This is a genomic window from Paenibacillus jepli (assembly GCF_047238105.1).
GTDB lineage: Bacteria > Bacillota > Bacilli > Paenibacillales > Paenibacillaceae > Paenibacillus_D.
Window position 1 is genome coordinate 5,145,827 of sequence record NZ_JBDFMD010000001.1, and the last position, 14,409, is coordinate 5,160,235.

Genomic DNA, 14,409 nt, shown 5'->3' on the forward strand with positions numbered 1-14,409 from the left:
ATTTATATGGAGGGTGACCCATGTATAACAATCGAAAACGGAATGGTACTGTAATCTCTTTATTAACAATGACTATGCTGCTGGCCGCATGCGGAAGCAACGCTGCTACCAACGCGCCGCCCAGTAATGGGAACACATCTGCTCCACCGGTGACCGCGGAGAGCAACGATACAGCGGAAGGCGGCAATGCCGATCTTTCAGGGACATTGAAAGTCCAGTTGGTGGGCGATTTCTCCATGGAAGACAAAACGGATGCGATCTCGGGCAATACATCCAGAGGCGTAAAGGTGCTTAAGGAAGAGTTTGAGAAGCAATATCCCAATGCAAACGTGGAGTTTATTCTGATGGGTTGGGACAACTACAACGAAAAGACGCAAACCATGCTGCAGTCGGGAGCAGCTGACGTGTACCAAGTGCCTGGCATCGCGACGTTTACGGAGCAAGGCTTGCTGGAGCCGCTAAAGCCTTACATCGAGCGGGATAACTTCGATCTTGGCGTCTATCTGGACGGCCAGGTGGACGGTTGGAGGACGATGGGGCCGGATGATCAAGAGCCGCAAATCTACGGCTTGCCATTTATCGGCGACACCAGAGTCATCGTATACGACAGCCAGCTGTTCGAAGACTGGGGAGTGGAGCCGCTGTCGGAATCCCCGACGCTCGATGAAATTATGGAGAAGGCTGCGGCCATGACGGGCACGAATCCGAAAACCGGCGAGCAAAACTACGGCTTGGCTTACAAAGGATCGGATGCCGCAGATACGGTTATGAATATCAACGAAGCGCTTGGCGGACAGTGGGGCGAAGGTTTCTTGTGGCAGAGCATGAAGCTCGAATTTGACAGCGATACGATGATCCAGGCAATGGATTGGCTGAAAGAAGCGACCAAGTATGCGCCGGCAGGCGTATTGGCGGGACAAGGCTTTGAGAATTTTCTTCGCGACAACAATAACGTTGCGATTCATTTGCGCATGCCCCCAGGCTTTATTAATGAAGCTGAGACATTTGGCCAGGAGGACCGGTACCAGGCTGCCTTGCTATTCAAGAATCCGACGACCGGCACGGGCAGCATGTTCGCGGGCAGTCCGTTTTCCATCGGCGCTTCAGCCAATAATAAGGATCTTGCGTGGGAATGGCTTAAGTTTAGCAGCAGCGAAATGTTCCAGCAATACATGTGGACCGATCAGCGTTCACACAGCATGCCGGTCATAAAAGCGGCTGCCGATTGGGACAGCGTAAAAGAGATCCCGCAAATGGAAGTCATATTGAAGAGCATGAGCCAGTTGTGGACGCCGCGTTACCCGTACCGTGCCGGCCAGCCGCGTTACATTTTGTCCGAAAACGTGGAGCGCGTGTTGCTAGGCGAGTTGTCTGCGGCGGATGCCATGAAGAAGGCGCAAGAAGAAAGCGCCAAGTGGTTAAAGCAGCAGTAGTAAAAGAATAGCACGGCATGCCCGGCCCCATCGGGACAGGCTCCCCCGTACCAGGTGACTCGGGCAGAGGGAGCGCGTTGTCCAGTGGAAGCCGGGCTTCTTAAGCGAGAATGGCTGCCTTCTTCTCGTCAATCTCCCATGCGAGCGGTTCGCCCGCCAGATACCGGCCGAGCTCGTCCGCCATAAACATACCCATCCGAGCGACCTCGTTGCCCATACTGCCGGCGATATGGGGCGTCAGCACCACGTTGGGCAGCGTATACAAGGGGGAGTCGTCAGCCGGGGGCTCAGGGTAGGTCACGTCCAGAATCGCAAACAAGTCCGGCCGCGCCTGCAGCGCCTCGATCATCTCAGGCTCGCGGACAATCGCGCCGCGCGCCGTGTTCAGGAATGTGGCGCCAGGTTTCATGCGGCGAAAATGCTCACCGGTGATCATGCCCACCGTTTCTTCCAGCCATGGCGCGTGAAGAGAAACGACATCGGAGCGTTCGAACAGCTCGTCAAGCGAGCACAGCTGCACGCCCATCGCCTCGGCTTGTTCCCGGGTTGCGAAGGGATCGTACGCGATAACGTTCATATCGTAAGCTTTGAGCCGCTGGCACACTTGCCGCGCGATCATGCCCAGCGAGATCAGACCGACCGTACTGCCAAAGGTGCCTACGACGGGGATATCCAGTTTAATACGGTTGTTCGTTTTGCGGTCCTGGTAAGCGCGGGACAAGCGCCAGCCGTTTTTCAGCGCAAAGACGATTTGCGATACCGTGTACTCCGCTACGGGTATGGCGTTGGCCGCGTAAGCGCTGGTCAAGCGGATGCCGCGTCTCCAGAACGCTTCGGTGACCATGCCTTTGACCGAGCCTGCGCCATAGAACACCATTTTCAGACGTGGAGCCGCTTTCAAAAATGCCTCATCCAGCTTGGGCGCGCCCCAGCCTGAGAACAATAACTCCACATCCTGCAGCACATGCGCCGACTCCGCGATCGATTCAGGCGTATATGGCTGGGGAACCATAAGTACTTGATTGTCTATCTTTTTGCGAACATGCTCAGGGTAGATTTCGGGGTATGATTTCTCACTCAAAATGTAGATCCCTTTTAACACGATTAGTCCTCCCGCAGATTTTGTATTGGATTTTCCATCATCTCACCCCTTTGATCATAACATGTGGCATTGTTTTTCTGATAGGTTTTTTGATGTAGCTTACAGAACACGTCATACGAGCTTGTCCTTGATGAATGCGACAATAAAAATGATTGTTGTAATTCCTCCCTCAATGAGCAAGGCGAACAGCGGAAACCAGAAGTCAAAGTACTGCGAAGCAATTGAAGCGTTATTGCTCATTGGGATAAGCGGACTAGCGATGAAAAATATCGCAAAACCTTTCACCCAGCCGTGATGCGACCGGGTTCCAAACAACTGTGCCGCCCCCAATGATGCAGCATAATACAGTGTCGAAAAAGTGATGAATGCTCCAGAAATATAAATGAGCATCAATAAAATATCGAATCGCTCGATAAAAGTAAGATGCAGCGTCCGCGAAAAATAATAAATCGGAAAGTCGATTTGACTGGCCATATAGGGGCCGAGAACAGTCAGGCAGCACAGAAATGTCATCGTCATGACGAGCGTACCCAGCAGTACGGCAGAAATTTTCATCTTGAATGTGCGTTCCTGATTTCTCATGAATGGCATTAACATTGCCATTACGATGCAAATGCCAAACCAGCTCGCTGTGAATCCAGCCCCCTTGATTGCAGGCCCCAGCCCGTTTTCAAACTGGGGCAGCAAAAAATGAAGGTTCACCTGCCGAATCGAAAGCAGAATTAACAATATAGATGCCCCAAGAATAAGCATCGAAATGATTTGGGCCATTTTGGCGATCGATTCCAGACCGTGGTAAGCCGTCCAACTAATCGCCAGTGTCATGGTTGCTGAAAACATAATTCCCGGTGTTTCAGGCATCAACGCTGTTGACAGAAATTTGCTGAACAACCACATGGACGAGACGATAACCAGAAAGAAAAACAGGACAAAAATAAAGCCGAACACATTCCCGATTGGACCAAGTACGCTTCGACTATACTCGATAAGCGACTGACCGGGATACTTCCTGCCAAGCCAAAAAAGAATATAGGCGACATAGATGTCGATGACTGCGCCGATCGCCATCGACAACCATAAGTCTTGCTTCACTTCTGGAATAAGCTGAGTAGGGATAGAGAAAAAAGTGAGGGAAGTGACGGAAACAAAAATGATTAAAAAGAATTGAATATCTGAAATCTGATATTGTTTCAAGCCTCATCCCTCTTTTCCATTCTGAAGCAATTCGCCTCGATCGCTTTTTAGTCCGGCTTTAATAAGGTGAGCCGATACGTCTACTTGAACCTCGAGTTCCGCTAACACTTCATGCCAACGGGGGCCGACCTGTTTCCATGTCCGCGGATAGTATTGATGCACCGCTTCACCAAAACCGATAATATCGCTGTTATGCGTTTTGCATATGTGATCAATCGTTTGTTCAACGATTTCCTGAATTTGTTCGGCCAGCTTTATTTCTAGCTCCCGGTTGGATTGAATATTTGTCAAGTTCAGATTTCGGACGGACGATTTGAGATCAGCATTTACCCGGATGCTCACCCGAAACGCAACCTGGTTGCCATGAACGACGGGAACCAGGCGAACTCGAATGTGATCCAGTTCGAATACTGAAGGCTTTGAATCCTCTTCGGATAGTGCAAATTGCATCACTCCGCTTCGCATCTCGCCTTGCAGCCACCCAAGCGCTTGCGATTGCATTTCTGTCAGCCAGCCGACCAGCTTATACTGCTTAAATACCGCCAGCCCTCCAATGGCTAAGATTTCTTCATTCCCCTTTGATATGGGAGCAATCCCTGCCGCATAGGGTTGATGACCAATTTGATCCATCCGAGGCAAGAACTGATACATATTCGGCGTAAACGCCACCCCGTTCTTAAAATAATCACTCCATTCGTCGGATGGAACTTCTTTTAACTCTTTTGCATTTTGCAGTGTAGAGCGAGCTGTGGCTTTCGAAATCAAGATCAAACTGAGCGGATTTTGCTCCGTATTGCGATAGAAGAAATCTAGATAATCCTCCAGTCCGCGTCTGGCCAGCTTTTCATCGATAAGAATGATCCGTGTTTGTTGAAAAAAGAGATCTTTTTTCGCCTGTTTATGAATATCCTCCATCACCTGAAACATCGTTTCGCCTTTAGCCGAATACATAGCGAAAGGTCGCCGTTGTCCGTTTGCGCCAGCAGCCACTGGCAGTGTAGGATTCACTAACTGCACGCTCAATTCGATGTGATTGTCAGGAGCCGCATCCAGTCCGATCGCTGCAACCACTGTGAGCTGATCAATGTCTCTGTGCCCCCAACAGCCGCTTGCAAAGATCAATAAAGCAAGTGCGGATATCCCCTTCAACACATGGAGTGAAATGCGGGAACGATGCCGCTTTCGAGTATACATCCCAACCCTCCAATCACTTGTTCTTTCTGAAGTGAGTTCGCAATGTCCACCATGGTACGCGCATCAGCGTTTTCCTTGCTTCGTCCCGCCTGTAAGGGGCAAGCGGAGCCAAGTACGGCATGCCGAAAGAACGGAGAGTCGTCAAATGAATACCAATCAGGAGCAAGCCGATTAAGATGCCGTATAACCCAAACAACGAGGCGCAAATCAGCATGAAAAACCGAAGCAGCCTAATAGCGCCGGACAGGTCGATGGATGGGATAATAAATGTGGAAATCGCTGTCCCTGCTACGATAATGATGGTCGGAGAAGAAATGATTCCCGCCCTTACTGCCGATTCCCCAATGACAAGCGCCCCGACAATGCTGATCGCCGAGCCAACTGCGCGAGGCATGCGAATGCCTGCTTCCCGCAAGCCCTCGAAGGTAAGTTCCATCAGCAGCGCCTCAATCAATAGAGGAAACGGCACACCTTCGCGTGCGGAGAGAATACTGCTGAGCAGATAAGGCGGCAACATCTCGGGATGATACATAAGCACTCCCACATAGAAGGATGGCAATAATAATGCAATGAACAAGCCGGTAAAACGAAGCCAACGGACGAAGGTTGTGACCGGATAGGCCAAGTATAAGTCTTCCGAGGTCTTCATTAAATGAAAGAGCGTGCAGGGAACAAGCAAAACAAACGGCGTGCCATTTACCATCACCGCAACCCTTCCTTCAATGATGCCGCCCGCAACATCGTCGGGCCGTTCTGTGCTAAAAACGGTTGGGAATAGAGAGCGGGCGTTGTCTCTGATCAATTCTTCAATATAGTGCGATTCAAGCACACCATCGATCTGAATGCCTTTGATCCGATTGCGTACTTCTTCGACTGTGGTTTCCGGAGCGCGGTCCTGCAAATACAGGATCAGAATCGTGGTGTGGGTAACGCTGCCGACTGTCAGCTTTTCGACCCGAAGCTTTTTATTCAAAATACGCCGACGTATGAGAGAGACATTCACATCGAGCGATTCAATAAATCCGTCGCGCGGACCGCGCACCACGACAGTTGAAGTAGGCTCTTCGATGCTGCGCGTTTCCAAGCCAACGGTTTCAACCGCAATCCCCTTTTCGCAACCTTCCCTGATCACGATCGTATGCCCGGACAATAGCAGGGTAATCGCCTGGTCCAGTGAGACTGTGCTTGTGACTTTTTTGGCGGTAATAACCGTATCTCTTAGTAAGTTGAAAAAATCTTCCGATCTGGAAAAATCTAAATCATGGGACTGGGCAAGTAATGGAGACAAGACGCTCTCACTCAACGTTTTCGTGTCAACCATCCCGTCAATCCACAAGACGGCGATCGGTATCCGGTTGGAACCAATCTCGCATTCGCGAATGGATAAATCAGCACTGTCTCCAAGCTCGTTAATGAATTGCCCGAGCTGCCTTTGCAACTGGCGATCCGTTTTTTTCGTGCGGTTCAATATAGCCCCTCCCTTTCCATTTTCGCATATTATGTTCAAAAATGTAGAATTTAACCGACTAATTAAATAGCCTAATCCCCTGACATTGCCAGAAGGGATTAGGCTATAGAAGGGATTAGGCTATTGGTTTTGATGTCTCACTTCCTACAAGGATGACGATGAAGGCTTGGCCGAGCCCGCCTCGCCCTTGCCGCCAGAGAACAGCTTGCGGTATTGGCCGGGGGTATGCCCCGTCTCCTTCTTGAAACGGCGGATGAAGTTGGGCGTGTCCAGATAGCCGACCCGCTGGATGATGTCCTTGAGCGGATCATTGGTGGTTGTCAAATCTGTAATGACGGCAGCCATTCGCTTCTTCCAGATGTACTGCACGAAGTTGATCCCCACTTTTTCCTTGAAGGAGCGGCTGAAATAAGACATCGAGATCGAATACTTATACGAGATCTCCTCCAGACTCAAGTTATGGTCCATATAGTGGGCGTCGATATACGCCAGGATCTGATCCATCAGGGAATGAGTTTCTTTCTCCTCCTTCCACTCCACCTGATCGCACACATGGGCGACCAGGTTCAGACAGTGCCGGTACAATTCGTCCAGCGAGGCGAAGGAGACCTGGGCCGGGAGCTTGGTGCCCACATGGGCGACGCCGGATTCCAGGGCGGTCTTGACGATCGTATTGACCATGTCGACACTCATGTACCGCACGAATTTGACAGACAGTCCGGGCGTTTGCAAATAATCCACGGCTTCGCGGACTGTCTGCTCCGCGACCTCCCGGTTGCCCTGCTTCAAGCTCTGATCGAGCAGCAGCAGCACATTTTTGGGAAGCCAGCTCGCCTCTTCGCTGGCCGAGGAGAGCTTGCTGAAGTAGGAGATCGTCCCGCCGCCCGGCGACAGCCGCGATTCATAAGCCGAGCAGGCTTCGACAAACGACTGATGGAGCCGGTCCGGGTTATCGTAGCAGGAGCCGACGCCGATCAGGGGATGCAGCTGATAGATGTCGTGCAGATGGTCATGCGCGGCCTGGACGATCCCGCGCAGCTGGCGCTGCTCCTCCATCGAAGCCAGCTTGTCGTAGCTCACGATCAGCGCGATCTGATCCGGCTTGGGCAGCTCTACACTGTAGACGCGAGCGCCGTACTCGGGGAACTCGACCTCGAAGAGCAGCTGCTGCATCGTCTGCCACTCCAGCGGGAGGTCAGGCTCTGCAGCGGCATCCTTGCGGCCGATCAGCATCGCGAAGTGCCGGCTGCGGTCAAAAGAAAGATCGAGCGTCTGCAGCAGCTTGGTCGGCAGACGGCTCACATTGCCGTGGCGCAGCAGCATCAGCAGCAGATGGTTGCGGGCATAGGGCTCCTGCAGATCGACGCGGTCGCTGTACTCCTGGAGCGCGGAGCGGATATGCTCCAGCTCGTTGTCTGAATGGGCAGCACCGTCTGCGGGCTCGTGCTCTCTCACTTTGGAGTTCGCATACTCGAACAGGTTGAGGATCGGATGATACTGTCTGCGCGCGAGCAGCAGAGCGAACAAGCCGCCGAGCAGGACGACTGCAGAGAAGAGCACGATGATGAAGCTGCGGATATGCAGCACATTGCTGAAGAATTGGGCGCTCGGCATCAGCGTGACGTACCGCCAGCTGTTCTGCGTCGACTTGATCGAGACGACGGAATGATCGATGCCGTCCAAACGGACATTATGGATGCCCGGCTCCAGAGAGACGACCTGCTGCAGCTCATGCTCGGTCAGCGGCGCCTCCCGGTTGCTGTTCGCGGCCAGGATGCGTCCCTCCGGTCCACGATATAGGAGGACCCCTGATAGCTGCCCAGGATGGAGTCGATCAGTCCGGTCAACTCGGATTCCCGGATGACATACATCAAGGTGCCGTGAGGAGTTGGACTGTTCGGCGTGATCGGCACCAGATAAGTCAGCATGGACTGGTTGAAGCCCGGTCTCCGGTTGAACAGATCGGCGGGCCGCATCGTGGCGTATTGCAGTTCATTCAAGTCCCTGGCGATGGAGGCGGCGCTCCAGTTGCGGAAGTTAAACGTACCGGAGAACACCTCGAGTGTGTTCATGCCCTCTGAGGAGAAGATCTTGGAGTCGCCCCGGTAGTAGAGGAACATCTCCTCGATAATCGGACTTGTCGCTTTGTAGAGCTTGAGCGCTTCGTTGGCTTCAAGAACATAATAAGGATCATCTATGCGGTAACGGGCGAGACGTTCGTCGTATGCAGCATAAGAGGAGATGTCGCCCAATTGCTTCATATGGTTGTTGACGATGGTCTCAGCCTGGAGAAGCTGGTTCAGATGGGACTGCTCGATCTCCGAGCGCAAGTTGTTGACGGCATTATGGTAGATCAGCAATGTTAGACAGATGAGAGGTATAAGCAAAACTAGCAGATAAGATGACATGTATCTCATGAACAGCTTGGATTTGAAATAGTTCAGCTTCATACGTGCCCCCTTGTCTTTACATTAATTTTCAATGAATGCGTTTTAATCGATTGGTTGTTTATGACGATAACCGTACACTATTTTTCCTGAAATGAGAAGAGGCGCAGGTATGTCTTTTTTTACTTCACCTTCTCCCGTCTCTGTTGGTTCAGAAGCGGAAATCCTTGCCGCCCATGAATGAATACGCTGTCTTCCTGAGTTTGGGATCGCGACGTCTGCATGAAGAATGCTCCCGGCCGCGTCAAAAATAACATGTTTCTGCGGACGAGGAAACAGGGGGGGTGAAAAGCGGTTTGTTCATCCGTTAGCTATTCTGACATATTTAGTGTGCCAAATTCGCCTGTCTTTCCCGCCGGAGCTAAAATGACATGTTTACGGGCTGCTGCCCGACCGCTAGACTTTGGGTTAGTCAGCTGACCTACGGGGAAGCGGCCCGGTGGTTGATCCCCGGGGACTTGCCGGAGAGAAGAAAGGGGAGGATACAATGACACAAGGGAGCGGCAAGGCTGCACTCGACGCGTCCGCCGGGGCTGTCCTGCAGGAGAGCAGACGCGGCAAGCGGAAGACGCTTACCAAGATCGTCCGCGGCTGGCGGCTGTACGTTTTCATGGCTCCCGCGCTGCTGACCGTTCTCATCTTCAACTATCTGCCGATGTACGGGATTCAGATCGCTTTCAAAAATTATGTGCCCGCCTTCGGGATGGCCGGCAGCGACTGGATCGGCTGGGACCATTTCTCCCGCTTCTTCAATTCTTATTACTTCTGGGATCTGTTATGGAACACGCTCAGCATCAGTCTATATGGCCTGGCCGTTGGCTTCCCGCTGCCGATCCTGCTGGCGCTCGCCTTCAACGAGATCCGGGTGGGCTTTTTCAAGAAGACGGTTCAGACCGTCACGTATGCCCCGCATTTTATCTCGACAGTCGTCATGGCGGGCATGATCATCACCTTTCTCAGTCCTTCCTCGGGGATGATCATCAACCTGCTGGAGGCGCTGGGCATCTCGGCACCGAACTTCCTGACCGATCCCCGCTGGTTCAAGACGATGTATGTCTTGTCGGACGTCTGGCAGACTACGGGCTGGGGCACCATCATCTATCTGGCGGCATTATCGGCGGTCGACCCCGGGATGCACGAAGCGGCGATTCTCGACGGGGCATCCCGGGTGCAGCGGATCCGGCACATCAACCTTCCGGTGATTCTGCCGACCATCACGATTCTGATGATCCTCAACGTCGGCAATCTGCTCAGTGTAGGGTATGAGAAGATCCTGCTGCTGCAAAATCCGCTCAACATGACCTCCTCGGACGTCATCGCGACGTTTGTCTACCGGATCGGTCTACTGGAGGCGCAGTACAGCTATTCCACGGCCGTCGGCCTGTTCAATTCGGTCGTCAATGCGGCGCTGCTCATCATCATCAACCAGGTCGTGCGGCGGACAAGCGAGAACAGCCTCTGGTAGCAGGCGGGAGAAAGGAGAGAGGCAATCATGGTATCGGCAATCAAGGAAACCAAAGGCGACAAGGCGTTTCTGGTCCTCGTCTACATTATCCTCACGGCGGCGCTGGTCGTTGTCGCCTATCCGCTCATCTATATTGTCAGCGCATCGATCAGCAATCCCAATGTGGTGGCTTCGGGCGAGATGTGGCTGCTGCCCAAGCAGATTACCTTTGAAGGCTACAAGCGGGTATTCGAGGACGCGGCGATCTGGAACGGCTACCTCAATACGATCATCTATACGGCCGTAGGCACGGCGGTTAATCTCGCTGTGACGCTGCCGGCTGCTTATGCGATGAGCCGCAGGGATATGGTGGGGCGCAATCTGTTCATGGCGTTGTTTATGGTGACCATGTTTTTCAGCGGCGGGCTTGTCCCGACCTATCTCATCGTCAAGAATCTCGGGCTCGTCAATACGATGTGGGCGCTCATCCTGCCGGCAGCAACGTCGGTGTGGAACCTGATCGTCTGCCGCACCTTCTTCCAGTCGACGATGCCCAAGGAACTGCAGGAGGCGGCCGAGATTGACGGCTGCAGCGATTTCCGGCTGTTCTTCCAGATCGTCCTGCCGTTGTCGACTGCCCTGATCGCCGTCATGGCGCTGTTCTTCGGGGTCGGGCATTGGAACAACTACTTCTCCGCCATGATCTACCTGAATGATCAGTCGAAGTATCCGCTGCAGCTGGTGCTGCGCCAGATTCTCGTGCTGCAGCAGATGTCGGCTCAATCCGGCGCGGTCAATGCGGATCAGGCGACCTCGCTCAACAACAAGGCGGAGGTGGCGGCCCTCGTCAAGTATGCCGTTATTATCGTGGCCACGCTTCCGGTCATCGTGCTGTATCCGTTCCTGCAGCGGTATTTTGTCCAAGGTGTCATGATCGGTTCCGTCAAGGGATGATCTTGCCATAGCATTATTGTCATGTCGCTTGGTCAGCAAGGCGTCATATTTCAAGGGAGGTATGTCTATGAAGAAGGGGTACAAGAAAGGGATGACGGCACTGTCGTCGCTGCTGGCGATTTCCATGCTGGCTGCGGCCTGTTCGTCCGACAACGGGGAGACGGGGGGATCTACGAATGCAGGGAATGCCGGGAATGCCGGCGATGTGAGCGTAAGCGCAGACGGCTTCCCTATCGTGGAGGAGACCATCACCCTTAGTTTGCTGGCGCCTAGCGCCGAGATGGCCGACTGGAGCTCGATGCCTACTATCCAGGCGATGGAGGAGCTGTCCAATATCAAGGTTGAATTCCAGACGGCGCCGATCGACAGCTTCCCGACCAGGAAGAATCTGATGTTCGCCAGCGGCGAGCTGCCGGATATGCTGTATGCGGCCGATCTGACGCCTGCCGAGCAGGTCAACTACGGTACGCAGGGCCTGTTGATCCCGTTGGAGGATCTGATCGACAACTACGCGCCCAATCTGAAAGCGGTGCTGGACGCCAACCCGGATGTCCGCAAGTCGATCACGACGACGGACGGTCATATCTACGCCCTGCCTTTCATCGATACGACTGCTGTCTGGTATCGCGGTCCGATGTGGTACAACGGCAAGTTCCTCGAGGCGCTCGGCGCCAGCGAGCCGCAGACGACAGAGGAGCTGTACCAGTACCTGAAGCGGGTCAAGGAGGAGGATCCCAACGGCAATGGCGAAGCCGATGAGATCCCGCTTACTTCCGTAAAGCTGGACGACCTGAGAATGTACTTCCTGGGCTTCTGGGGCATCTACAACGAGGTGTATTATTCAGACAGCGAGGGTGTAGTTCATTATACGCCGCAGGAAGAAGGCTACCTGGGCTATCTGACCTTCCTGAACCGTCTGTGGGAAGAAGAGCTGCTGGATCATGAGACGTTCTCCCAGACCGATGACATGAAGAAGGCCAAGGGCTCCAAAAACCAGGTTGCGCTCTTCAGCGACTATCACCCTTACTTCACGCTGGGCGGCGAGCCGCGGACGACCGATCCGATGATGACGCCGGTCAGCAGTGAGATCGCCGGCACGCCGGTATACGGGAAGCATCCGGGCATCTCGTCCAACGGCAACTTTGCCATCACGTCGAGCAACAGCCATCCCGAGGCGACCATGCGCTGGATCGACTATCAATACGGCTACGAAGGCGCCACCCTGTGGACGCAAGGACCGGAAGGGCTCATGTGGGAGTACGAGGATGAAGCGAATAAAGTAAAGCGGTTCAAAGAGGTGCCGGGCGGCGGCGACCGCGAGGAATACCGGGCGACCTTGACACCGAACTACGGCATCGTCACACCGGGGGTCAACATCCCAGAGCTGACGAACGGGCTGCGCTCTGAGCTCGACGACTGGATCATCGAGCAGAACGAGGAGAAGCTGGTGCCGATCGCCAAGCCGCCGTTCCCGCGCGTCTATCTCAGCAATGAGCGGCAGACCGAGGTATCGGCGCTGATGTCCGATCTGGATACGTATGTCAAGCAGATGGAAGCGCGGTTCGTGACGGGTGTGGAGCCGCTCTCCAACTGGGAAACCTATGTCGCTCAGTTGAAGCGTATGGGCAGCGATCGCGTCGTCGAGATCTATCAGGAAGCCTACGATCAGTGGGACAGCGAGAACGCCAGCTAGGCAATCGAAGAAGGCGGTTGATTTTTGCCTTGGCGGGCATAATCAGCCGCTCTTCATTTAGGAGGGGACAGATGTGGAAAGAGAGACGGAGACAGCGGCCGAAGAAGCGGCAGCCGTCCACGAGGGCGTGCATCATTATACCCGTGAACAGGACTGGGTCCGTCCTGAGGAGCCGCTGCTGCGGGAGCGGCTGGAGTGGTTCAAGGATCAGAAGCTGGGCCTGATGATGCACTGGGGGCCGTATTCCCAGCTTGGCGTTGTAGAATCCTGGGCGCTCAGCGACGGCGATGCCGACTGGGCCCGCGACGGCATCGACTGGGGCGTCTCCGGCGAGGAGCTGAAGCGCGAGTATTTTGGTCTGAACCGGACCTTTAACCCGGTCCGCTTCCAGCCGTCGCTGTGGGCAGAGCTGGCTGCCGAAGGCGGCTTTCGCTACCTGAACTTTACGACCAAGCATCACGACGGGTTTTGCATGTGGGACACCCATACGACCGACTACCGGATCACGGGACCGGATACCCCGTTCCATCGTCACCGCTACGCCGACATCTGCCGCGAGCTGTTCGACGCCTTCCGCGAGCGGGGGCTGGCGATCGCGGCTTACTTCTCCAAAGCGGACTGGCATACGCCTTCTTACTGGGCGCCAGGCATGGAACGCGGCACCCATATGTGGCGGGGGCCCTCTTACGATCCCGGACGCTACCCGTGGCTGTGGGAGCAATTCGTACAGTTCACCCATCGGCAGATTATGGAGCTGATGAGCCGGTACGGCCGTATCGACATGCTGTGGCTGGATGCGGGCTGGGTCAATGCACGCCAGGGACAGGATATCCGGCTCGGTGAGGTGGTCCGGCAGGCGCGCAGTCTGCAGCCGTGGCTGTTGACGGCCGACCGTACGGTCGGCGGGCCGTACGAGAATCTGATCACGCCGGAGCAGACGCTGCCGGAGAGGCCGCTCGCCGTACCGTGGGAGAGCTGCATCACGATGGGTACCTCCTTCTCCTTCAAGTATGAAGACGAGTACAAATCCGTCCGTGAGCTGGTGCATCTCCTGGTGGAGATCGTCGCCAAGGGAGGCAACCTGGCCTTGAACGTCGGCCCTCAGCCGGATGGACGCCTTCCCGCCGCTGCGATCGAGCGGATGAAGGGACTTGGCGGATGGTTGAAGGTGTACGGGGAAGCGATCTATGGGACGCGGGTGTGGGAGCCTTATGCAGCGGGAGCTGTACGCTTCACCCGTAATGGGGATATCGGCTATGCGATCCGGCTGTACCGGGAAGGCGAGCCGCTTGAAGAGGAGCTGCTCCTGCCGCTGGCGGCGGAGCCGGCATCCGTCGGCCTCGTCGGCGGTGAGGCGGCTCTCGACTGGCGCCGCTGCGAAGACGGGATTGTCGTGCGGCTGCCGGAAGCGGTGCGTGCGGGGGAGACGCCGTACGCGCTGGCGTTGCGCATCAGGTGATATTCGCAGAAGGAAGGGAGG

At 54.6% G+C, this 14,409-nt stretch carries 11 protein-coding genes; 5 read left to right on the forward strand and 6 right to left on the reverse strand.

From position 1 onward, the window contains the following. Positions 1-20: 20 nt before the first annotated feature. On the forward strand, positions 21-1,433 hold the full coding sequence (locus ABC336_RS22040; RefSeq protein WP_413240683.1) for an extracellular solute-binding protein: 1,413 nt from the start codon (positions 21-23) through the stop codon (positions 1,431-1,433). 100 nt (positions 1,434-1,533) lie between these two features. Here ABC336_RS22040 and ABC336_RS22045 read toward each other — a convergent pair whose 3' ends face one another. From ABC336_RS22045 to ABC336_RS22070, 6 genes are all read right to left on the reverse strand, one after another. Then, positions 1,534-2,535 carry a hydroxyacid dehydrogenase gene (locus ABC336_RS22045; RefSeq protein ID WP_413240684.1) on the reverse strand — a complete coding sequence of 334 codons (1,002 nt, stop codon included), beginning with the start codon at positions 2,533-2,535 and terminating at the stop codon, positions 1,534-1,536. 111 nt (positions 2,536-2,646) lie between these two features. Continuing rightward, positions 2,647-3,729: a GerAB/ArcD/ProY family transporter gene (locus ABC336_RS22050; protein WP_413240685.1), complete on the reverse strand. Its 1,083-nt coding sequence runs from the start codon at positions 3,727-3,729 to the stop codon at positions 2,647-2,649. A 3-nt stretch (positions 3,730-3,732) separates the two neighbouring features. Next, positions 3,733-4,923, reverse strand: a complete 1,191-nt coding sequence (locus tag ABC336_RS22055; protein ID WP_413240686.1) for a Ger(x)C family spore germination protein — start codon at positions 4,921-4,923, stop codon at positions 3,733-3,735. 13 nt (positions 4,924-4,936) lie between these two features. Continuing rightward, positions 4,937-6,391 (reverse strand): spore germination protein, encoded by a 1,455-nt coding sequence (locus tag ABC336_RS22060; protein ID WP_413240687.1) that lies wholly within the window; start codon positions 6,389-6,391, stop codon positions 4,937-4,939. A 144-nt stretch (positions 6,392-6,535) separates the two neighbouring features. Continuing rightward, positions 6,536-8,074 carry a helix-turn-helix domain-containing protein gene (locus tag ABC336_RS22065; RefSeq protein ID WP_413240688.1) on the reverse strand — a complete coding sequence of 513 codons (1,539 nt, stop codon included), beginning with the start codon at positions 8,072-8,074 and terminating at the stop codon, positions 6,536-6,538. A gap of 56 nt (positions 8,075-8,130) precedes the next feature. Beyond that, positions 8,131-8,841 carry a cache domain-containing protein gene (locus tag ABC336_RS22070; RefSeq protein ID WP_413240689.1) on the reverse strand — a complete coding sequence of 237 codons (711 nt, stop codon included), beginning with the start codon at positions 8,839-8,841 and terminating at the stop codon, positions 8,131-8,133. Positions 8,842-9,325: 484 nt separating this feature from the next. Here ABC336_RS22070 and ABC336_RS22075 point away from each other — a divergent pair, with 484 nt between their 5' ends. From ABC336_RS22075 to ABC336_RS22090, 4 genes are all read left to right on the forward strand, one after another. Beyond that, positions 9,326-10,303: an ABC transporter permease gene (locus ABC336_RS22075; protein ID WP_413240690.1), complete on the forward strand. Its 978-nt coding sequence runs from the start codon at positions 9,326-9,328 to the stop codon at positions 10,301-10,303. A gap of 27 nt (positions 10,304-10,330) precedes the next feature. Continuing rightward, positions 10,331-11,236, forward strand: a complete 906-nt coding sequence (locus tag ABC336_RS22080; protein ID WP_413240691.1) for a carbohydrate ABC transporter permease — start codon at positions 10,331-10,333, stop codon at positions 11,234-11,236. A gap of 67 nt (positions 11,237-11,303) precedes the next feature. After that, positions 11,304-12,929: an extracellular solute-binding protein gene (locus ABC336_RS22085; RefSeq protein WP_413240692.1), complete on the forward strand. Its 1,626-nt coding sequence runs from the start codon at positions 11,304-11,306 to the stop codon at positions 12,927-12,929. Positions 12,930-13,002: 73 nt separating this feature from the next. Then, the gene (locus ABC336_RS22090) at positions 13,003-14,388 is read left to right on the forward strand and encodes an alpha-L-fucosidase (RefSeq protein ID WP_413240693.1); all 1,386 of its coding nucleotides are present in this window, start codon (positions 13,003-13,005) and stop codon (positions 14,386-14,388) included. Positions 14,389-14,409: the final 21 nt, after the last annotated feature.

Coding starts and splice junctions, on each gene's coding strand:
- ABC336_RS22040 (WP_413240683.1), top strand. CDS start 21: ATGTATAACAATCGAAAACGGAATGGTACTGTAATCTCTTTATTAACA.
- ABC336_RS22055 (WP_413240686.1), bottom strand. CDS start 4,923: ATGTATACTCGAAAGCGGCATCGTTCCCGCATTTCACTCCATGTGTTG.
- ABC336_RS22070 (WP_413240689.1), bottom strand. CDS start 8,841: ATGAAGCTGAACTATTTCAAATCCAAGCTGTTCATGAGATACATGTCA.
- ABC336_RS22075 (WP_413240690.1), top strand. CDS start 9,326: ATGACACAAGGGAGCGGCAAGGCTGCACTCGACGCGTCCGCCGGGGCT.
- ABC336_RS22080 (WP_413240691.1), top strand. CDS start 10,331: ATGGTATCGGCAATCAAGGAAACCAAAGGCGACAAGGCGTTTCTGGTC.
- ABC336_RS22085 (WP_413240692.1), top strand. CDS start 11,304: ATGAAGAAGGGGTACAAGAAAGGGATGACGGCACTGTCGTCGCTGCTG.